Consider the following 20,361-nt stretch of genomic DNA (forward strand, 5'->3'; position numbering starts at 1 on the left):
AGCACCGCCTGCATCATGGTCAGCTTGTAGAAGTCGGTATCCAGCAGGTTCTGCACGATACGTTCGGAAAAAGCGCTCTCGGCCATGCTCGTCTCACCACTGCGTTTCAGCGGGCAGTCTACTGGAGGCGGCTGCCGGCGGACATAGGATCGCGCCCGGAGGGCTGTGGGATGGAGCGACAGCGCCGGCGGACAGCGCTGTTGTCGCTGTCCGCCGTTTCCGATCAGTGTGCGTTTGCCGCTTGCGTCACGCCTGGCGGGGCATCCGGCCTGGCCACCAGGGTGTAGATGCACGGCAGGACGAACAGGGTGAAGAGGGTGCCCACCGACATGCCGGTCGCGATCACGATGCCGATGTCGAAGCGACTGACCGCCCCGGCGCCGGTGGCGAGGATCAGCGGGATCACCCCGAGCACCATCGCCGCGGTGGTCATCAGTACTGGCCGCAGGCGGATCGCGGCGGCCTGCTCGATGGCCTCGCGACGCTCCAGCCCCTGTTCGTGGCGCAACTGGTTGGCGAACTCGACGATCAGGATGCCGTGTTTGCTGATCAGGCCGATCAGTGTCACCAGGCCGACCTGGGTATAGATGTTCAGGCTCGACACGCCGAGGAACAGCGGTATCAGCGCACCGCAGATCGACAGCGGCACGGTGACCATGATCACCAGCGGATCGCGGAAGCTTTCGAACTGTGCGGCGAGGACCAGGAAGATGATCGCCAGGGCCAGTCCGAAGGTGACCAGCAATGCGCTGCCTTCCTGCACGTATTGCCGGGAAGCGCCGGCGTAGTCGACGGCGAAGCCGCGCGGGGCCTCCTCGCGGGCGATCTGCTGAACCGTCTCGATGGCCTCGCCCATGCTGACGATGGGGAAGCCGGAGATGATCGCCGAGTTGAGCTGCTGGAACTGGTTCAGTTGCCGCGGCCGTGCCCGTTCGTGGGTCTCGATCAGGGTCGAGAGGGCGACCAGTTGGCCGTTGCGGCTCTTCACGTAGTAGCTGCCGAGCCAGCCGGGATTGTCGCGATAGGGGCGTTCGACCTGGGCGATGACCTTGTAGCTGCGCCCGTCGATGGTGAAGCGGTTGATCTCGCCCTCGCCGAGCAGGCTGGCCAGCGCCACCCCCAGGTCCTGCATGGAGACGCCCATCTGCGCGGCCTTCTCGCGGTCGATGTCGACCACCAGCTCGGGTTTGTCGAACGCCAGGTCGAGATCGAGGAAGGCGAACTTGCCGGACTCGCTGGCGCGCTGCTTCACCCGTTGCGCCACTTGCAGCAGCGACTCGTAGTCGTTGGCGGTGTTGAGCACGAACTGGAATGGCAGGCCCTCGCCGGTGCCCGGTAGCGACGGCAGGTTGAAGGCGAAGATCTGCACGCCGGGAATCTCGTTGAGCTTCGCCTGCACCGCATGGAGCAATTCCATCTGGCTCTTTTCGCGTTCGTCCCAGGGCTTGAGCAGCATGCCGCCGATGCCGGCCTGGACGCCGTTGTAGCCGTTGATCTGGAACGCCGAGTAATACTCCGGGAAGCTGCGGAAGATGCCTTCGAACTCGGCGGTGTAGCGATTCAGGTAGTCGAGGTTGGCGGTCTGCGGCGAGTTGGTCATGAGGAACACGATGCCCTGGTCCTCTTCCGGCGCCAGCTCCTTCTTGGTGAACATCAGCAGTACCGGGATCAGCGCCAGTACCAGCACGGCGAACACCAGGACCACCGGACGGGTGTCCAGGGTGCCGTGAAGGGCGCGCTGGTAGCGTCGCTTCAGGCCCTCGAAGATCAGGTCGAGGCGATGCGCCAGGCCCGAGGGATTCTCCTCGTGGCGCAGCAGGCGCGAGCACATCATCGGCGACAGGGTCAGGGCGACGATCCCGGAAATGATCACCGCGCCGGCCAGGGTGAAGGCGAACTCCTTGAACAGGGCGCCGGTGAGGCCGGTGAGGAAACCGATCGGCGCGTAGACCGCGGCGAGGGTGATGGTCATGCTGACCACCGGTACGGCGATCTCCCGCGCGCCCTCCAGGGCGGCCTCGAAGGGCGGCTTGCCCTCCTCGATGTGGCGGTGGATGTTTTCCACCACCACGATCGCGTCGTCCACCACCAGGCCGATGGCCAGGACCATCGCCAGCAGGGTCAGCAGGTTGATCGAGTAGCCCATGGCCTGCATGAAGAACAATACGCCGATCATCGACAGCGGAATGGTCACCACCGGGATCAGTACCGAACGGAACGCGCCGAGGAACAGGAACACCACCACGATGACGATCAGCACCGCCTCGCCGAGGGTCTTCACCACTTCATCGATGGAGGCCTGGATGAAGCGCGTGGCGTCGTAGGCGATGGACACCTTGAGGTTGGGCGGCAATTGCTCTTCCAGTTCGGGCATCTTCGCCCGCACTTCCTTGATCACGTCCAGCGGGTTGGCGCTGGGCGTGCCCTTGATGCCGATGTAGACCGAGGGAATCCCATTGAACGAACTGATCGCGTCGTAGCTGGCGGCGCCCAGTTCGACCCGTGCGACATCACCCATCAGCACCCGGCGGTCGCCGTCGGTCTTCACCGGGATGGCGGCGAAGGCCTGGGGCGACTTGAGGTCGGTGGAAGCATTGACGCTGGTGACCACCAACTGGCCCTTCACCTCGCCGGCGGCGGCGAGGAAGTTGTACTGCTGCACCGCCTGGTTGATCTCGCCGGCGGTGACGCCGAACGCGGCCATCTTCACCGGGTCCAGCCACAGGCGCATGGCGAACACCTGGTTGCCGAGGATCTCCGCCTCGGCGATACCGGGCAGGGTCGCCAGCTTGGGCTGGATCACCCGCGACAGGTAGTCGGTGATCTGCGGGTTGTTCATCTGCTCGCTGTAGAAGCTGATGTACATCAGCGCCGAGGCATCCGCGGCCTCCTTCTGCAGCACCGGGTCCTCGGCGTCCGGCGGCAGTTGGCTCTTCACTTCGTTGGACTTGGCCAGCAGCTCGGTGACCAGGCGATCGGTATTGGCGCCGATCCGCGCGTAGATGGAGATGGTCGAATAGTTCTGCCGGCTCACCGAGGTCATGTAGTCGATGCCTTCGGCGCTGGCCAGGCTCTGCTGCAGCGGTTGGGTGATGTAGCCCTGGATGGTCTCCGCGTTGGCTCCGGCGTAGAGCGTGGTCACCGTGATCAGCGCGTTCTCCATTTGCGGATACTCGCGGATCACCAGCTTGCTGAAGGCCTGCATGCCGAGCAGGACGATCAGCAGGCTGACCACGCTCGCCAGGACCGGACGACGGATGAACGGATCGGTAAAAGCCATGTTTCAGTCCCTTGGCAAGCCTTCCGCCTTGGAGCGGGAAGGCGCGCGACTCAGTGCTCTTGCTGGAGGTCCCGCTCGGCGACGATGGCCACCGCGGCGCCGTTGTCGAGCTTCAGTTGCCCGGAAGTCACTACCTGCTCGCCGCCCTCCAGGCCTTCGAGCACCACCGCCAGGCCTTCGCGGCGTTCGCCGATCCTGACGAAGCGGCGCTCGACGACCCGTTGCGGCTGGCCCTTGTCATCCTTCGACACCTGGCCCTGCTCGTCCTTCTTCTGCCCGACGACGTAGATCGAGTCGCCGTAGAGGGTGAAGGTGATCGCCGTCTCCGGCACCACGACGCGTTGTTCCTCGCCAGGCAACATCACCTCGAGGTTGGCGAACATGCCCGGCAGCAGCTTGCCGTCCGGGTTCTCCAGGGCGGCGCGGACCTGCAGGTTGCGGGTCTCGTTGTCGACCTTGGGGTTGATGGCGGCGATCTCGGCGTCGAACACCTGGCCGGGGTAGGCGGCGACCCGGACCTTCACCAACTGGCCGCGGCTGAGCAGGGGGAAGTCCTGCTCGGGCAGGTGGAAATCCAGGAGCAGGGTGGAAAGGTCCTGCAAGGTGGCGATCGGCGTCCCGGGCGAGACGTAGTCGCCGACGTCCACCTGGCGGATGCCGATGGTCCCGGCGAAGGGCGCGAGCACGCGCTTCTTCGCCAGCGCCGCCTTCAGCTCGGCGACGGTGGCGCTGGTCTTGGCCCACTGCGCGGCGAGACGGTCGAATTCGCTTTTCGAGATGGCCTTGCTGCCGATCAGTTCGCGGCCGCGCTGGTACTCGGCCCTGGCCAGGCCGAGATCGGCCTCGGCAGTGCGCAGGGTGGCTTCCTCGACGTCGCTTTCCAGCTGGATCAGCGGTTGGTCCAGCTTCACCTGGTCGCCGGAAAGGAACAGTACGTCGCGTACCGTGCCGGAGACTTCGGCGGTGAGGGTCACGCCCTGGAATGCCTTGAGGCTGCCGATGGCTGGCAGGCGGCTCTGCCAGGGACGCTTTTCGGCCAGGCTGGCGGTCACGCTGATCGGCGGTTTCGGTGCGCTGAAAAGGGCGATCTGCTGACGGATGGAGTAGACCTTGTAGCCGGCGAGAATCGCCACCACGGCGATCACCGCGGCGAGCATGATCAACATGCGGCGGAGCAACATAATCCTGGTCCCTGGTATGCCGAGAGCGCCCCGTTTCGGGGCGAATCCGACACATTACGTGCAGCTTTCAAGGCTTGTCAAAGCACAGGATTGGCGAAAGATTTCAAGCGTGTTGCAGGTCGCTTCCGACTTTCGCGGACCGGTATGGCGAGAGGTTGATGCCGCGCTCTCAGGCCAGGTGCAAGTGGTTGTCCCAGAGGCCGGAAGGCAGCTCCAGCGGTTGCGCGGCGATGCGCTCGCCCTGGCAGTCGTAGAAGCGGCAACGGCCCTGTCCGGACGTGACGACGAAGCCGTTCTTCACCGCGCCCACGCCGGCGCAGTCCGGCAACGGCGCGTCGAGGCGTACGGCACCGCTGTCCAGGTCCCAGATGAAGAAACGGTTGCCGCGCGGGGCGGTCAGGGCCACCAGGCGCAGGTCGTCGTGGATCGCCACGCTGGCGGTGTACTGGGCCATCGCCAGGCGCTGCTCCTCGGCCACCGGGAAGGCTTCGAAGGGACAGCCGGGGCGCTTGATCGCCAGCAGGTCGGCATGTTCGTGGGCATCGCCCATGAACTGCTGGCCGGCGACGATGGTGCCGTCGCGACCGATCGCCAGGTGGCGGACGCTGTTCATCTGCTGCGCCAGGGTTTCCTTGGACAGCAGGTTGCCGTCGCGGCGCATCAGCACCAGGCTGGGCTCCATGGCGTCGAGGTTCATCTCGACCCGGCTTTCCGCCTCGGTGCGAATGCCGCCGTTGGCCACTACCAGGGTCTCGCCGTCGGGCATCCAGGAAACCTGGTGCGGCCCGAGGCCGTGAGTAGAGATCTCGCCGCTGTGCTGCAGTCGCTCGCCGTCGAAACGGTAGACGCCGAGCACGCCGCGACCGGGATCGGTAGTGTCGTTCTCGGTGGCGTAGAGCCATTCGCCGCTCTGGTGGAACACGCCGTGGCCGTAGAAGTGGCGGTCTTTCTGCGAGACCAGGGTCTGCAGCAGGCGACCGTCGTTCAGGTCGATCAGGTAGCTTTCGGTGCCTGGCCGGCGGGCGACGAACAGCGCCAGCGGCAGGCTCGGGTGCTGGACGATGTCATGGCAGCGCTGGGCCACGCGGGTGGCGAACTGGCACTTGCCGTCCAGGCGGTAGCCCACCGCGTAATGCTGGCCATCGGCGTCGTCGCGCGCCGACAGCACCAGCGATTGGCTACCCTGGCGGCTGAAGCTCCAGCCGCCGAAGGACAAGGCGCCGAGCAGCAGGCTGCCCAGGCCGATCACATGACGTCGCAGCATGGTGCCGACCTCAGTCGCCATCGTTGGCGTTGAAGCCCAGTTGCACGCCGAGGGCGCGGGCCAGGTCGCCTTCGTGCAGGCGGTGGACCACGTTCAGGCTGTCATAGAGGGCGTTGAGCTGGTTGCGCCCGTCTTCGCTGGCGAGCAGTTCGGAGAGCGGTTTCTGTTCCAGCGCCGCCAGCTTCGCGTGGCTGTCGGCGTAGGCGGCGTCGATCTTGCCGGCCAGGGCCTTCTGTTCGGCCGGCAGCAGGGTCTTCAGGCCCTTGCCGTCGATACCTTCCCAGAGCGCCTGGGCGCCGCTCAGGCTGGCGTCCAGGCTGGCCAGCGAGGCGTTGCTGCGCCAGGCCTCGGCCTGGTAGGGCTGGGGAATGCCCTTGCTCTGCCGGCCCAGCGGAGTACCGAGTTTCTTCTTCAGCATGTCCAGGGCGGTGACCTGGACCCGCAGCAGCTCGGCGATCGCCTCGTGGGCGTCGGCGTAGCGGTCGTTGGGGAACTTGCTCATCTGGGTGAGCATGCCGCCGTCGTTCTTCCAGCGCGCCAGGATGTCCTGGGCCAGTTGCTGCTGGTGGGTACCGATGGCTTCCAGCAACGGGCAATAGCGGGCCTTGGTGGCGGCGTCGGCGAGGTCGATCTTGCTGTCGAAGAGGATGTATTCGTAGGCGGAGAGCCCCTGCACCACCACGCTGGCCTTGGCCAGGGCCGCGGCGTCGACCTGCGGGTTGTTCTTCAGCAACTGTTCGACCTGGCGCCCGACCAGATCCTTCTTGTCCGGCCAGAACTGCACCTGCCAGGCGCGGTTGCCCTCGGCCAGCGGGCCGATCAGCAGCGGTTGCAGCTCGGCCCAGGCCTTCTGCGCGGCGTGGAACGCGTCGCGGGCCTTGGCCAGGTCTTCCTTGCCCTGGCAGTAGGCCAGGGCGCTGCTGGCCAGGGCCTGGTCGGCCTCCACCCAGCGGCTGTAGGTCGGCAGGATCACCTGTTGCGCCAGGGCGGCACTGGTGACGGCCTGCGGGTCTTGCGGCGAACAGGCGCCGAGGGCGATGGCGAGGCTGGTCAAGAGCAGTCGTGGGCGGAACATGTGGGCTCCTCAGAGTGAATTCAGGAAGGCCAGCAGGGCGCTGCGCTGGTCGGCGTCGAAGCCGAGCACGTGCCGCTTGGCCGCTTCGGCTTCGCCGCCGTGCCAGAGGATCGCCTCCAGCAGATTGCGGGCGCGCCCGTCGTGGAGGAACTGGGTGTGACCGTTGACCGTTTCGGTCAGGCCGATGCCCCATAGCGGCGGGGTTCGCCAGTCCCGCCCGCTGGCGAGAAATTCCGGGCGATTGTCCGCCAAGCCGTCGCCCATGTCATGCAGCAACAGGTCGGAATAGGGACGAATCCGTTGGTTGGCCAGCTCCGGCTCGCTGGCGTCGGAACCGGTAGTGAAGGCGGGAACGTGGCAGGCCACGCAGTTGGCCTGGGCGAACAGGCGCTTGCCGGCCAGCACCTGCGGGTCGTCCACCTTGCGCCGCGCCGGGACCGCCAGGTTGCGGCTGTAGAACAGCACCTGGGCGAAGATGTTGTCGCTGACTTCCGGCTCGCCGCCGTCGGGCGCCCGGCGGCACTCGACCTGGGCGGCGCTGCAGTCGTCGTGGGGCAGCAGGCTGCTGGTCAGGCCCATGTCGTTGGCGAAGGCGTGCGCGTTCTGCTGCGGGATATCCGGCTGGCCGGCCTTCCAGCCGAAGCGGCCGAGCGCGGTGCGCTGCCGTGCGGCATCCCAGACCTGGTTGGCGCGCCCGCGGATACCGTCGCCGTTGCGGTCGTCCGGATCGGCATTGGCCAGGATCGCCTCTTCGGGAATCGCCTCGAGCAGGCCGAGGCCGATCATCGGCGGGGCGACGCGGGCGGAAAACATCGTCTGCGGATGCATCGGCCCATAGCCGAGCTGGCTGATACGCAGGATCGGCTTGCGCAGTTCGACCTCGGTGCCGTCCTCGAACCTCACCTTCATCGGCTCGTAGTCCATCCGCACCTTGCCTTCCGGGGCGACGCCGGGAATGCCGACGTCCTGCAACTGGCCGCCGTAGGTCGGCTCGGGAATCACCCCCTGGTGCAACAGGGTCTTGCCGTCCGCAGGGCCGGCCGGGATCGACAGGCGTACCAGCATCGACACCGCGCTGACCGCGTCCGCTCCCGGCGGGTGGCCGCGGCCGTCCTTCACATGGCAGTTCTGGCAGGCGTTGGTATTGAACAGCGGTCCCAGGCCGTCGCGCGCGGTGGTGGAGGAAGGGGCGATGACCCAGGGGTTGCGGAAGAAACTGTTGCCCACGCTGAAGTCCAGGCGCCGGCTCGGGGCGAGGTTGGCGGAGGGCAGGGAGAAGGCGTTGCGGTCGCTTTGCAGCACCGTGGTCGCGCCCCCGGACAGGTGTTCACCGGGCTCGGCGCGCAGCGGTTCGTCGTCGGCGCCGCATCCGCCCAGAAGGAGCGCCGTCAGGAGACAGGCGAGCGGCATGGAAGGTGACGGCAACGACATCGGCGAACATCCCGGACTGCGTAGAAACAGCCCGCAAGCTTACCAGTTGGAGCTAATCAAAATAAGAGGGATTTGCGTTTGTAAAGGCCCGTGAAGTCCGCTTTCGAGGCCCTGAAACGCAGCGTGCGGCCATGGGCCGCACGCTGTTGGCGCAGGAAGGAATCAGAACTCGTGGTCGGCGTTGTCCGGCTTCAGGTCCTGGATACCCAGCTTGCCCGCGGCCTGCTCGATGGCGCCGGTCTGCTTGACCAGGGCGGCGATGGCGTTGCGGATCTTCTGCTGGCCGTCCTTGTTGTCCGGAGCGATCATCTGGTCGAAGTGCACGCCATCCTTCTCGGCGCTGTCGACGATGGCCTGCAGCTTGGCCTCGGTGTCGGCCAGGTCGGCCTTCAGGGTGTCGTTGGCGGCGGCGTCGGCCTTGGCGACCAGGTCGGCCAGGCTCGGGCCCTTGACCACGCTGCCGTCGATGCGCTTGTACTCGCCGAGGTAGATGTTGCGGATGCTCTTGCCGTTGAAGAACAGGGTGTGGTGGGTGTCGTCGCTGAAGCAGTCGTGCTCGTCTTCGGTGGAGTTGGCCTCCAGCGCGACCTTCATGCGCTCGCCGGCCAGTTCGCCGAGGGACAGGCTGCCCATGCCGAAGAACATCTTGCGCAGGCCGGTATCCACCGGTTCGGCCTCCAGCTTGGCGCGGTAGTTGTCGGCGACGCCGGCTTTCCACTGTCCGGCCATGTATTCGAGGTCGCTGACCAGCAGGTCGGTGACGGCCTTCAGGTAGGCGGCGCGACGGTCGCAATGGCCGCCGGTGCAGTCCTTGCCCTGGGCATAGTCGGTGGCCGGACGATTGCCGGCGCCGGGACCGGTGCCGTTCAGGTCCTGGCCCCAGAGGAGGAACTCGATGGCGTGGTAGCCGGTGGCGACGTTGGCTTCGGAACCGCCCAGCTCGTTCAGGCTGGCCAGTTTCTCGCCGGTGATTTCCTTGACGTCGATCTTGTCTTCGCCGACCTGGATCTCGGTGTTGGCGACGATGTTGGCGGTGGCGCCGGGGTTGCCCAGGGCGTGCTGGTAGTCCTTGGCGACATAGTCGATCAGGCCTTCGTCCAGCGGCCAGGCGTTAACCTGTCCTTCCCAGTCGTCGATGATCGCGTTGCCGAAGCGGAAGGCTTCGCTCTGGGAGTAAGGGGTACGAGCGGCGAACCAGGCTTCCTTGGCGGCTTTCAGGGTCTCCGCGTCAGGCTTGGCGAGGAACGCGTCGATGGCTTTCTGCAGGTCCTTGGCGGTGCTCAGGGCATCGGCGAAGGTGGCTTCGGCGAGGTCCGCGTAGTTCTTGATCACTGCCTTGGCGGCGGCCTCGTCGACCTTGGCGGCCGGGGCGGCGGCGGGCGCGGCGGGCTGCGTGCTGGCCGCCGGTGTTGCGGGCGCTTCGGCTTTCTTGTCGTCGCCGCAGCCGGCGAGGGAGATGGCGAGGGCCAGCAGACTGGCGGTGGCCAGGGGCATACGAGTCATGGCGGATTCCTTTGCTTTATTGGTGGCGTGCCGAAGCGGCGTGCGCTTGTCGGAAACACCCGCGAGGGCGTTAAAAAACCGCCACATAATGCGAAAGATTTGCATTTTTGAAAAGGGCGCAGCGTGATCGCCGTCGTGCCTGGACATGTCGGGCGCAGCTAGAATGCCAGTATCTTCGTCCGGAGCTCCGTCCATGAGTCTGACCGCTATCGCTTTCTGGGTTGTCCTGCTGCTGCTCGCCGGCTACGCGGTGGTGCTCTACAACGGCCTGGTACGGCTGAAGCACGCCGTGGGCAAGGCCTGGGCCAACATCGACGTGCTCCTCAAGCAGCGCCATGACGAGCTGCCGAAGCTGGTCGAGGCCTGCAAGCAATACATGCAGCACGAGCGCGCCACCCTGGAGCGGGTCATCGCCGCCCGCAACGCCGTCGCCAGCGCCCGCGAGCGCGCCGACGTGAATGCCCTGGGCAAGGCCGAGAGCGGCCTGCGCGCCGGCCTGGGGCAGCTCTTCGCGCTGGCCGAGAATTACCCGCAGCTCAAGGCCAACGAAAGTTTCCAGTTCCTTTCCCAGCGCATCAGCGGCCTGGAGAACGGGATCGCCGATCGCCGCGAGCTGTACAACGAGGCGGTGAACCTGAACAACGTGCGCATCGAGCAATTTCCCGACCTGCTGATCGCTCGTGTCGCTGGCTTCAAGGCCGCCGAGCTGTTGCAGTTCAGCGAGGCGGAGAAGGTCGACGTCGATCTCAAGGCCCTGTTCGGCTGAGATGGACTTCGACCTGCGCTGGCTGTTCATCGCCGCCAGCCTGGGGCTCTGCGCCTGGGCCGGCTGGCAGTTCGTGCACCGCCTTGCCCGGGCGCGTCTGCTCGGCGACGTACCGACCTCGCGGATCCGTTCGGCGGCGCAGGGTTTCGTCGAACTCTACGGGGTGCTCGAGGAGGGCCCGGAAGGCCCGCTGCAGGCTCCCTTGACTGGCAAGCCGTGCCTGTGGTGGCGCTACCGCATCGAAGTCGAGGAAAAGCGCAGCGGCCGCGAGAAGGCCTGGCGCACCGTCGACAAAGGTGCCAGCGAGTCGCCATTCGGCTTGCGCGATGCCACCGATGCCTGCCTGGTCGACCCACGCGGCGCCGAGGTGCGACCCTTGACCCAGCAGCGCTGGGAGGCTTTTCGCGAAGCACCGATCGATACCCTGCGACTGCTGGAGAGCTTCGGCACCCTGGTCGGCGGAGAGCGGCTCTACCGCTACACCGAGGAGCGCCTGCATGCCGGCGAGCCGCTCTATGCGCTGGGCGAATTCCGCAGCAGCGGTGGCGGTCGCCAGGGACTCGATGCCGAACGGGCGCAGGGTGCGGTGATCCGTGAATGGAAGGGCGATTTCCACGGCCTGCTGGCGCGCTTCGACAGCGACGGCAACGGCGAGCTGGACGAGCGCGAATGGAACCGGGTGCGCCTGGCGGCACGGCTGGAGGCCGAGGATCGGCATCGGGCAAGCAGCGCCGCGCCGACCCGCCACCGGCTCGGCAAGCCGGGGGAGGTGCATCCCTTCATTCTCTCCAGCCAGGGCGAGGACGATCTCGCCGTGCAACTGCGCCGCCAGGCGGCGGGGGCCGCGTTGCTCTGCCTGGGCAGCGCGCTATTGGCGGGCTGGCTGTTCAGCCGCCTGTTCTGATCAGGGCCGTTCGCTGCTGGTGGCCTGGCTCAGGCGTCGCGCCTGCTTGAGGTACTGGGTCAGTTCCCTGGCCGGCAGCGGCTTGCTGTACAGGTAGCCCTGACCTTCGTTGCAACCTTCGGCGATGATGTACGCCTCCTGCTCGGCGGTTTCCACGCCCTCGGCGATCACCTGCATGCCCAGGCTCTTGCCGAGCTGGATGATGGCGCGAACGATGGTCGCGTCGTCCTCGTCCTGCAGCAGGTCCTGGACGAAACTCTTGTCGATCTTGATCTTGTCCAGCGGCAGGCTCTTCAGGTAGCTCAGCGAGGAATAGCCGGTGCCGAAATCGTCGATGGCGATCAGCGCGCCGGCGCGGCGCAGGCTGAGGAGGTGCTGGGCGGCAGTGGAAATGTCCTCCATCAGGCCGGTCTCGGTGACTTCCAGCTCCAGGCTGCGCGCCGGCAGGCGGTAGACCTGCAGCAGGTTGCTGACCACCCGTGGCAGGGCGTTGTGGTGGAGCTGCACGGTGGAAAGATTGACCGCCATGCGCAGGTCGTCGAAGCCCTGGTCGTGCCATTCGCGCAACTGCCGGCAGGCCTGGTCGAGCACCCACTCGCCGATGCTGAAGATGCTGCCGTTCTGTTCCGCCAGCGGGATGAACAGGTCCGGCGGGACGAAGCCGTGCAACGGATGTTGCCAGCGCAGCAGCGCCTCGACGCCGACCACGCGGTGGTCGCGGTAGTCCACCTGCGGCTGGTAGACGAGGTGCAGCTCGTGGCGCTGCAGGGCGTCGCGCAGGTCCTTTTCCAGTTCCCGGCGGCGACGCATCTCGCTGTCCACGCTGGCGATGTAGAACTGGTAGCGGTTGCGCGAGCGGGTCTTGGCCAGGGTCATGGTCTGCTCGGCCTTCTGCAGCAGTTTCTCCGTGGTCTCGCCGTCCTCGGGGAACAGGGTGATACCGATGGTGGCGCGCAGGCGCACCTCGTGCTGGTCGATCTCGAACGGCGCTTCCAGGCCGTCGAGGATGCTCTGCGCCAGTTCGGCCGCCTCGTAGGGTTGCTCGATGTCGGCCTGGACCAGGGCGAACTGGTCGCCGCCCAGGCGCGCCAGCGAACCGAGCCGCGCGCTGTGCCCGCGCAGGCGGTCGGCGAGGGCGATCAGCAGCTGGTCGCCGAGCTGGTAGGTGTACTGCTCGTTGATCCCCTTGAAATCGTCGAGGCCCAGGCACAGCACTGCCACCCGGCGCTGCTGGCGGCCGGCGCCGTCGAGGATCTGGTCGAGTTGCTGCTGCAGCAACTGGCGGTTCGGCAGGCCGGTGAGGAAGTCGTACTGGGAAATGCGCAGCAGGTTGTCCTCGGCCTCGCGACGCAGGTGGCTGTTGCTTTCGATCGAGGCGAGCAACTGGTTGGCGGTGGTCACCCAGAGCCCCAGCTCGTTGCGTTCGTGCCCCTTGAGCAGCGGCAACTGGTGCTGGCTGGGGCGGTCGGGATTGATGCTGACCAGATGCTCGATGATCTTCGACAGCGGCTTGGTCAGCATCCAGTGGTAGACCAGGAACAGTACCAGGCCCATGGCCAGGGCGCGGAGAATGCCGGAGATGAAGATGATTTCCGAAGTGGTGACGAAGTTCTCGCCGTAGGGCGCGGTGTCCAGGGTGATCTTCAGGTCGCCGTAGTATTCGCTATAGGGCGGGCGGCCGATCAGTCGAATGCTGAAGGTGCGCTCCTGGCCGAGGATCGGGTCGGTCAGCCAGCGCGTCGGCAGGTCCAGCAGCGGCCTGGATTTCTCCGCCAGCATCGGCTCGCCGGGATGGCCGATGCTCGCCTGGCGCACCGCCTCGTGCTGGAACAGGCCTTCGAGGACCTGCATCGCCATTTCCCGGTCGAGGCTGTAGACCGCCTGGGTGGAAGGGTCGCGGACCATCGCGAGGATGCGTTGGGCGTCGCTGCTCACCGCCTGCTTGGCCTTGTAGGCGTCGAAGACGATCTGCGCGCAACTGAGCACTACGCCAACGGCCAGCGCCGCCAGTAGCACGACACGCAGCAGCTTGAGCGAGAGGCTGTGTCGGGAGTCCAGTTTCAAGGGGCCTTCCTTGTTCGTCGCCAGGGCGAAAGACAAGCCGGTAGGAAGAGCTTGTTTACCTCAAGAGGCTATCACGAGCGAAGGTCTACCAGTTCCTGAGGGTAGACGATGGCTCCTGGACCGCAGATTAAAACGAAAAAGCCCGGCGAATGCCGGGCTTTTTCGTGGTTCTGATCAGACTCAGGCAGCGAAATTCTTCGCTACGAAGTCCCAGTTGACCAGGTTCCAGAACGCCTCGACGTACTTCGGACGCAGGTTGCGGTAGTCGATGTAGTAGGCGTGTTCCCAGACGTCGCAGGTCAGCAGCGGGGTGTCGCCGCTGGTCAGCGGGTTGCCGGCACCGATGGTGCTGGCCAGGGCCAGGGAGCCGTCGGCCTTCTTCACCAGCCAGCCCCAGCCGGAACCGAAGGTGCCGACGGAAGTCTTGGTGAACTCTTCCTTGAACTTGTCGAAGGAGCCGAAGGCGGCGTTGATGGCGTCGGCCAGGGCGCCGGTGGGCTGGCCACCGCCGTTCGGGCTCAGGCAGTTCCAGTAGAAGGTGTGGTTCCACACCTGGGCGGCGTTGTTGAAGATGCCGCCGGAGGAGCTCTTGACGATCTCTTCGAGGCTCTTGCCTTCGAACTCGGTGCCCGGGATCAGGTTGTTCAGGTTCACCACGTAGGTGTTGTGGTGCTTGTCGTGGTGGTATTCCAGGGTTTCTGCGGAAATGTGCGGCTCAAGGGCGTTCTTTTCGTAAGGCAGCGGCGGCAATTCGAAAGCCATGGTGTCTCTCCTATTCTTCCTCAGGTCAGGACTGGCGCGGCTAGCGCGCGACCGGTTCACGGGGCCGGTCCGATGCCTGTCCGGGAGCCCGTCCTGGATCCCCGGGGGGACGTTCGGCGGAGCGCTCCGGAAAGGGCGCCGGGTGCGACTCGGAGCCTAGGCTCCCAGTGCCGCGAACTCCGGATCATAGCACCCGTGTCGGGGCATATCCACGCAGCAACTGTAGGGGCAAAGGCCGGCGGCGGCGCGCTGCGACGGGCTTCTGCAAGCTCGCCGGCGAACACCGCCGCATTCTCTCTGGACTGCCTGGCGGCGCGAGGGTTCGCTCGGGAAGAGGGAAACCGCGTTATCCCCGGAACAGCAGTTGCGCGGCCATGCCCAGCATCATGGCCGCCACCATCAGGTCGAGCAGGCGCCAGGTGGCCGGGCGCGCCAGCCAGGGGGCCAGCCATGCCGCGCCGAGGGCGAGGGCGAAGAACCACATCAGCGAGGCGCTGGCCGCGCCGAGGGCATAGGCGCCCGGCGCGGCCTGCTGGGCGCCGAGCGAACCGATCAGAAGTACGGTATCGAGATAGACGTGGGGGTTGAGCAGGGTGACCGCCAGTGCCGCCAGAAGCACCGCCTTGCGCGAGCGTGGCCCGGTTTCCGCGGCGTTGCCGAGTGCGTCCGGGCGCAACGCGCGAAGCAGCGCCTTGAGCCCGTACCAGGTCAGGAAGGCGATCCCGCCCCAGCGGGCGATGGCCAGCAGCGTCGGGTTTTCCAGCAGCAGCTTGGCCAGGCCGAACACGCCGAGGCTGACCAGCACCGCGTCGCAGAACACGCAGAGCGCGGCCACCGAGAGGTGATGCTCGCGGCGCAGGCTCTGCGCGAGGACGAAGGCATTCTGCGCGCCGATGGCGATGATCAGGCCGGCAGCCACCAGGATGCCGTTGAGATAGCTCTGCCACATGTCAGTGTGCCTCCGCCGCCAGCCGCTGGAGCACGGCGAGGGCGCGCCGGCCCTCGTCGCGGGCGACGAACAGGTGGTCGTGGAAATAGCCGGCCATCACGTTGCAACTGATCCCGGCTTCGGCCAGCGCCGTGGCGAAGGCGGCGGTCAGGCCCACCGCCGCCAGCGAGGAGTGCACCGTCAGGGTGATCCAGGCCGCCACGTATTCGTAGGGCAGGCCCAGGCGTTCGGCCTGCCGGCGTTCGAGCACCAGGGTCAGGCCCTCGCGCTCGCGGAAGCTGGCGAGCGGCTCGGCGCCGTTCGGCAGCGCGCCATCGGCGCAGGTACAGAACACATAGTCGCCGGGATTGAGTTCGGGAGTGAGCGTGCGCAGCAGGGTGCGCAGCGAGGTTTCGCCAGCCATGGTCGGTCCGCGTCGGGTGGATCGGAAAAGTGCTGGCGAGTGTGGCCGCGGGCGGTTTATAAGGAAAACGAATCCTGCTGATCTCTCATTAGGAAAACTGATTTTGTTCGACTACAAGTTGCTCGCCGCGCTGGCCGCGGTGGTGGAGCAGGGCGGTTTCGAGCGCGCCGCACAGGCGCTGGGGCTGTCGCAATCGGCGGTATCGCAGCGGATCAAGCTGCTCGAGGCGCGGGTCGGCCAGCCGGTCCTGGTGCGCGAGACGCCGCCGCATCCCACCGATCTCGGGCGCCGCCTGCTCAACCATGTGCAGCAGGTGCGGCTGCTGGAGGGCGACCTGCAGCGCTGGGTGCCGAACCTGGATGAAGGCGGTGCCCCGGAGCGCCTGCGCATCGCTCTCAACGCCGATAGCCTGGCGACCTGGTGGGCCGCCGCGGTGGGCGATTTCTGCGCCGAGCGGCGGGTGCTGCTGGACCTTGTGGTGGAGGACCAGGAGGTCGGGCTCAAGCGCATGCGCGCGGGCGAAGTGGCCGGCTGCGTCTGCGGTAGCCCGCGGCCGGTGGCCGGCGCGCGTTCGCTGCTGCTCGGAGCCATGCGTTATCGCGGCCTGGCCAGCCCGGATTTCATTGCCCGGCACTTTCCCCGCGGGGTCGAGGCGGCCGCCCTGGCCGGTGTGCCGGCGATCGTGTTCGGCCCGGACGACCTGCTGCAACACCGCTTTCTCAAGGACCTCGGCGTTGAGGGCGGTTTCATCCACCACCTCTGCCCGTCCTCGGAAGGTTTCGTCCGCCTCACCGCCGGCGGTCTCGGCTGGGGCCTGGTGCCGGAGCGCCAGGTGCAAGGCGAGCTGGCGCGCGGCGAACTGGTCGAGCTGCTGCCCGGCCAGGTCATCGACGTACCGTTGTACTGGCACTACTGGCGCAACGGCGGCGAACTGCTCGCGTCGCTCACCGAGCACCTGCTCGCCCGCGCCGGCGACGGCTTGGTGCGGGTGTCAGGTTGATCAGCCGATGACGGTGATTCGTCCGGAGCCGGGCAACGATTCGACGCAGCGCGCGCCGAGCAACCGCGATGGCGTGAAGTAGCCGCCGGGACCCTGGTAGTCCAGCAGGTGGCGCACTGCCAGGAGCACGCCGTGCAGGGTCAGGTCGTACACGTTGGCCGTCTCCAGGCGCGCCGTGCGGCGTTCGCCGCGGGCGTTGCGCGCCTCGCCCCAGACCCAGGTGCGCAGGCGCTCGCGGGCCGCCTGGTCGGGACCGGCGATGCGTTTGTCGACCTGCCCCTTGAGCCAGTCCTGGACCCGTTGCCGACCGAGCAGCGGACGCAGCGGATCGATCAGGCGCATGCCCAGGGCCAGCAGCGGCGGCGCCGGCAGGTAGACCTCGATGTCCGGGATGCCGGTGCTGTAGTATGCGGTGGCCACGTCGCCCCAGGGAATCGTCACGGCGTGCCGCAGGCCGCGGCCGAAATCGATGTCGCGGCGCTTGTAGCCCAGCGGCACGTCGCGCAGGCGGCCATTCTCGCGGATCTTGCCGCCGAACTTGAGGCCTTCGACGCTGGTCTTCGCGGTTCCCGTCGACAGCCCGCTGCCGGTGTCGAAGCCCAGCGCCAGCCGTTGCGCGTCCGGCAGCGCCTCCTTCAGGCAGGCGGCCAGGCAATCGGTGGGGATCACATCGAAGCCCACGCCCGGGCAGACCACGATGCCGGCCTCGCGGGCCTCGGCGTCGCCGGCGTGGGCCTGCTCGAACACCGCGATCTCTCCAGTGATATCCACGTAGTGGGTGCCGGCGGCACGGCAGGCGGCGATCATCGGCGTGCTGGTGGCGGAGAACGGACCGGCGCAATGGGCCACCACCTTCACTTGGTCCAGGGCTTCGCGGCAGGCCTGCGGAGCCCCCAGGTCGAAGACCCGGCACTCCAGCCCGAGCTGGCTGCCGAGCGCGTGCAGGGCGGCCGGGTTGCGTCCGCCGAGGAGCGGCGTCAGGCCCTCGCGCTGCGCCTGTTCGGCGACCAGCCGACCGGTGTAGCCGTTGGCGCCGTAGATCATCCAGTGACTGGCCATGGTGCGTCTCCCAGCGTGCAGGTGGCTTTCAGGTTAGACCTTGTAGCGCGCAGCGCCGCTTCTGTCGCCCAACGCAAGTCGTGCCGGCGGCCCGCAAGGTCGTTGTTCTGGCATGCTGTGCCAGTGGTGGCGCGGCTCCGGGTTGCTAGAGTCGCGGCACAAGAAGGACAACGGGAGAAACGCAATGCGGATTCTGGTAACGGGGGCGACGGGCTTCATCGGCGGGCGTTTCGCTCGCTTCGCCCTGGAGCAGGGCCTGTCGGTACGGGTCAGCGGTCGTCGTGCGGACGCGGTGGAGCATCTGGTGGCGCGGGGCGCCGAGTTCGTTCCCGGCGACCTCGCCGACCCGGCGCTGGTCCTGCGTCTCTGCGAGGATGTCGAGGCGGTGGTGCATTGTGCCGGCGCGGTCGGAGTCTGGGGACCGCGCGAACGCTTCCTGGCGGCCAACGTCGGGCTTGCCGAGAGCGTCGTCGAGGCCTGCATGCGGCAAAAGGTGCGGCGCCTGGTGCATCTGTCGTCGCCGTCGATCTATTTCGACGGGCGCGACCACCTGGACCTGAACGAAGAGTACGTACCCCGGCGTTTTTCCGACCATTACGGGGCGACCAAGTACCAGGCCGAGCAACTGGTGCTCAGCGCCCGCGACCTGGGCCTGGAAGTGTTGGCACTGCGTCCGCGCTTCGTGGTCGGCGCCGGCGACACCAGCATCTTCCCGCGAATGATCCAGGCCCACCGCAAGGGACGTCTGCGGATCCTCGGCAACGGCCTGAACCGGGTCGACTTCACCAGCGTGCACAATCTCAACGACGCGCTGTTCAGTTGCCTGCTGGCCGGCGAGCCGGCGCTGGGCAAGGTCTACAACATCAGCAACGGGCAGCCGGTACCGTTCTGGGATGCGGTCAACTACGTGATGCGCCAGCTCGACCTGCCGCCGGTCGGCGGTCACCTGCCGTATGCCGTCGGCTATGGCCTGGCGGCGCTCAACGAAGGCGTCTGCCGGATCCTGCCGGGGCGCCCGGAGCCGGTGCTGTTCCGCCTGGGCATGGCGGTGATGGCGAAGAACTTCACCCTGGACATCAACCGCGCCCGCGAATACCTCGACTACGACCCGCGGGTCAGCCTGTGGACCGCGCTCGACGAGTTCTGCGCCTGGTGGCGCGCCCAGGGGCTCTGATCAGCCGCGTAGCGGGCCGGCGTATTGTCGGCTCGGCGCCTGCGCGGGCAACAGGGAAGGTTCCGCCGGCGGCAGCGCGACCCCACTGAGCCTACCGAGGCGCTGTCCCAGCTCCCGCGTCGTCGCATCGCCGGAGCGGGCGCAGGCCGCCTGCATCGCGGCGATCGCATCGCGTTGCTGGAAGTGGATATCCAGCGCCTGTTCCTCGCGCAGGCGTCGGCGCACGGCGCGCATGCAATCCAGCAAGGATTTGTTCAACTCCATGCATCCTCCGGCTCTCGAATCTGCCCGGCAAAGCCCAGGCAAGCGACGTGCCATGCGGGCCGCGGACCAGCGCCGGCGTGCGGGGCGGGGAACCGCTGGCGGCCTGCGGCGGTCTGTGCCGGACAGCGTTCGCTCCGTCTTGGGGCGCACGGCTTCGCGGTGGAGCGCCCCGGTCCGGCAATTTGCTTCGAGCAGACGCTGAAGGGGCGGGGCCGAACCGATATAATGCGCCATTCGGCCCTTTCTCCAGGCCTCCGGCAGGATGCCGTTCCCCTTCACAGGTTTTCACCATGCGTAACGATGCTTTCGACGAACTCGACGATGTGCCCAGCCTGACCACCGATGCTGCCGACCGTGATGAATTCGGCCACCACCCGCGGCACGTCTACGAACCGGAGCAGCGCCGGGTCGTCGACACCAAGGAGCGCCGTCCGGCCTCTACCGGCCCGCTCTGGGCCCTGCTCGGGGCGATGCTGATCGCCCTCGCCGGGGTGGGTTGGTGGAGCCACCAGCAAATCAGCCTGATGGAACAGCAGTTGGTGGCGACCCAGGAAAGCTTCGTGAGGATCAGCGAGGAAGCCGCCGGGCGCCTCGACGACATTCGCGGCAAGGTGGTCGCCAGCGAGTCCAGCGTCACCAGCGAACGCGAGGCGCTGCGCCTGCAGGTCAAGCAACTGCAGGAGAAACTCGGCAGCCAGGAACGCCAGCAGGCCGATGTGAGCAACCAGTTCGGCGGCCAGGGCAAACGCCTCGATCAACTGGCCAGCGATCTCAAGGCCCAGCAGGAAAGCGCGGCGCAACTGGTCGCGCAACTGGACGGCAAGCTGCAGACACTGGCCGCCGAACAGGAGAAGCTGAAAGCCCTGCAGGTCGAACTGGGCAAGACCAACGAGCAACTCAAGGCCCTCGGCGGCGATGTCGCGGCGCTGAAGAAGCAGGGCAACCCGAGCCAGACGATCAAGGGTATCCAGGACGACCTGCTGGTGCTGCGCAGCCAGCTCGACAACCGCCCGGCCCAGGGCGGCAATACCGCCGAGTTCGACGCCTTCCGCACCCAGGTGATGCGCAACATCAACACCCTCCAGGCCCAGGTGCAGAACCTGCAGCAGCAGCTCAATACCCGCTGACCCCTTGCGCCGCCAGCCGCCCCGTCGCACCGGGCGCTGGCGGCGACAGTTCGCCGCGCCCGGCGAAAATCCCCGCTTCCATTGCTCTGGATCAGCGAATCCGCTGCTCCTCCGCTCCGATACTGCGTCCTTAAGCGAGCCTTAAGTGAGAGTCG

At 66.9% G+C, this 20,361-nt stretch carries 18 protein-coding genes; 5 read left to right on the top strand and 13 right to left on the bottom strand.

The genetic code is table 11. The features are described 5' to 3' along the window. From HMPREF2924_RS37145 to HMPREF2924_RS31435, 7 genes are all read right to left on the bottom strand, one after another. Positions 1–86, bottom strand: an 86-nt coding sequence (locus HMPREF2924_RS37145) for a hypothetical protein (RefSeq protein ID WP_239667264.1), incomplete at its 3' end; no start/stop codon positions are given. Between the two features lie 137 nt (positions 87–223). After that, positions 224–3,280 (bottom strand): multidrug efflux RND transporter permease subunit MexW, encoded by a 3,057-nt coding sequence (mexW, locus tag HMPREF2924_RS31410; protein ID WP_003110732.1) that lies wholly within the window; start codon positions 3,278–3,280, stop codon positions 224–226. 50 nt (positions 3,281–3,330) lie between these two features. Further along, positions 3,331–4,461 (bottom strand): multidrug efflux RND transporter periplasmic adaptor subunit MexV, encoded by a 1,131-nt coding sequence (gene mexV / locus HMPREF2924_RS31415; protein ID WP_003102651.1) that lies wholly within the window; start codon positions 4,459–4,461, stop codon positions 3,331–3,333. 169 nt (positions 4,462–4,630) lie between these two features. After that, on the bottom strand, positions 4,631–5,725 hold the full coding sequence (locus HMPREF2924_RS31420; protein WP_003134697.1) for a DUF1513 domain-containing protein: 1,095 nt from the start codon (positions 5,723–5,725) through the stop codon (positions 4,631–4,633). A 10-nt stretch (positions 5,726–5,735) separates the two neighbouring features. Next, the gene (locus HMPREF2924_RS31425) at positions 5,736–6,800 is read right to left on the bottom strand and encodes an imelysin family protein (RefSeq protein ID WP_003094017.1); all 1,065 of its coding nucleotides are present in this window, start codon (positions 6,798–6,800) and stop codon (positions 5,736–5,738) included. 9 nt (positions 6,801–6,809) lie between these two features. Further along, the gene (locus tag HMPREF2924_RS31430) at positions 6,810–8,231 is read right to left on the bottom strand and encodes a di-heme oxidoreductase family protein (RefSeq protein WP_003094015.1); all 1,422 of its coding nucleotides are present in this window, start codon (positions 8,229–8,231) and stop codon (positions 6,810–6,812) included. 162 nt (positions 8,232–8,393) lie between these two features. Continuing rightward, on the bottom strand, positions 8,394–9,734 hold the full coding sequence (locus HMPREF2924_RS31435; protein WP_003134694.1) for an imelysin family protein: 1,341 nt from the start codon (positions 9,732–9,734) through the stop codon (positions 8,394–8,396). Between the two features lie 193 nt (positions 9,735–9,927). On the opposite strand from HMPREF2924_RS31435, the gene HMPREF2924_RS31440 reads away from it, so the two are divergent. Both HMPREF2924_RS31440 and HMPREF2924_RS31445 read left to right on the top strand, forming a co-directional pair. Continuing rightward, positions 9,928–10,500: a LemA family protein gene (locus HMPREF2924_RS31440; RefSeq protein WP_003134692.1), complete on the top strand. Its 573-nt coding sequence runs from the start codon at positions 9,928–9,930 to the stop codon at positions 10,498–10,500. A gap of 1 nt (position 10,501) precedes the next feature. Continuing rightward, positions 10,502–11,404, top strand: a complete 903-nt coding sequence (locus HMPREF2924_RS31445; RefSeq protein WP_003134691.1) for a GIDE domain-containing protein — start codon at positions 10,502–10,504, stop codon at positions 11,402–11,404. Here HMPREF2924_RS31445 and bifA read toward each other — a convergent pair whose 3' ends face one another. The 4 genes from bifA to HMPREF2924_RS31465 all read right to left on the bottom strand — a co-directional run bounded on the left by bifA (position 11,405) and on the right by HMPREF2924_RS31465 (position 15,582). Further along, positions 11,405–13,468, bottom strand: coding sequence for a cyclic-di-GMP phosphodiesterase BifA (bifA, locus tag HMPREF2924_RS31450; protein ID WP_003094007.1), 2,064 nt, complete (start codon positions 13,466–13,468; stop codon positions 11,405–11,407). 180 nt (positions 13,469–13,648) lie between these two features. Beyond that, positions 13,649–14,230: a superoxide dismutase [Fe] gene (sodB, locus tag HMPREF2924_RS31455; RefSeq protein WP_003094005.1), complete on the bottom strand. Its 582-nt coding sequence runs from the start codon at positions 14,228–14,230 to the stop codon at positions 13,649–13,651. Between the two features lie 346 nt (positions 14,231–14,576). Further along, positions 14,577–15,179, bottom strand: coding sequence for a LysE/ArgO family amino acid transporter (locus tag HMPREF2924_RS31460; protein WP_003094003.1), 603 nt, complete (start codon positions 15,177–15,179; stop codon positions 14,577–14,579). A gap of 1 nt (position 15,180) precedes the next feature. Next, on the bottom strand, positions 15,181–15,582 hold the full coding sequence (locus HMPREF2924_RS31465) for an ACT domain-containing protein (protein ID WP_003094000.1): 402 nt from the start codon (positions 15,580–15,582) through the stop codon (positions 15,181–15,183). Between the two features lie 97 nt (positions 15,583–15,679). Here HMPREF2924_RS31465 and HMPREF2924_RS31470 point away from each other — a divergent pair, with 97 nt between their 5' ends. Next, the gene (locus HMPREF2924_RS31470; RefSeq protein WP_003134688.1) at positions 15,680–16,582 is read left to right on the top strand and encodes a LysR family transcriptional regulator ArgP; all 903 of its coding nucleotides are present in this window, start codon (positions 15,680–15,682) and stop codon (positions 16,580–16,582) included. Here HMPREF2924_RS31470 and HMPREF2924_RS31475 read toward each other — a convergent pair whose 3' ends face one another. Then, a complete protein-coding gene (locus HMPREF2924_RS31475) occupies positions 16,583–17,641 on the bottom strand; it encodes a saccharopine dehydrogenase family protein (protein WP_003134686.1) in 1,059 nt (352 codons plus the stop codon). A gap of 184 nt (positions 17,642–17,825) precedes the next feature. On the opposite strand from HMPREF2924_RS31475, the gene HMPREF2924_RS31480 reads away from it, so the two are divergent. Further along, positions 17,826–18,815, top strand: coding sequence for an NAD-dependent epimerase/dehydratase family protein (locus tag HMPREF2924_RS31480; protein ID WP_003103823.1), 990 nt, complete (start codon positions 17,826–17,828; stop codon positions 18,813–18,815). Here the strand turns inward: HMPREF2924_RS31480 and HMPREF2924_RS31485 are convergent, their stop codons facing one another. Beyond that, positions 18,816–19,079, bottom strand: a complete 264-nt coding sequence (locus HMPREF2924_RS31485; RefSeq protein ID WP_003103821.1) for a hypothetical protein — start codon at positions 19,077–19,079, stop codon at positions 18,816–18,818. It abuts the gene before it with no gap. 290 nt (positions 19,080–19,369) lie between these two features. On the opposite strand from HMPREF2924_RS31485, the gene HMPREF2924_RS31490 reads away from it, so the two are divergent. Then, positions 19,370–20,206: an ATPase gene (locus tag HMPREF2924_RS31490; protein WP_003093989.1), complete on the top strand. Its 837-nt coding sequence runs from the start codon at positions 19,370–19,372 to the stop codon at positions 20,204–20,206. The last annotated feature ends 155 nt before the right edge of the window (positions 20,207–20,361 follow it).

This window comes from Pseudomonas sp. HMSC063H08 (genome assembly GCF_001813645.1).
In the GTDB taxonomy this organism is placed as follows: domain Bacteria; phylum Pseudomonadota; class Gammaproteobacteria; order Pseudomonadales; family Pseudomonadaceae; genus Pseudomonas; species Pseudomonas aeruginosa.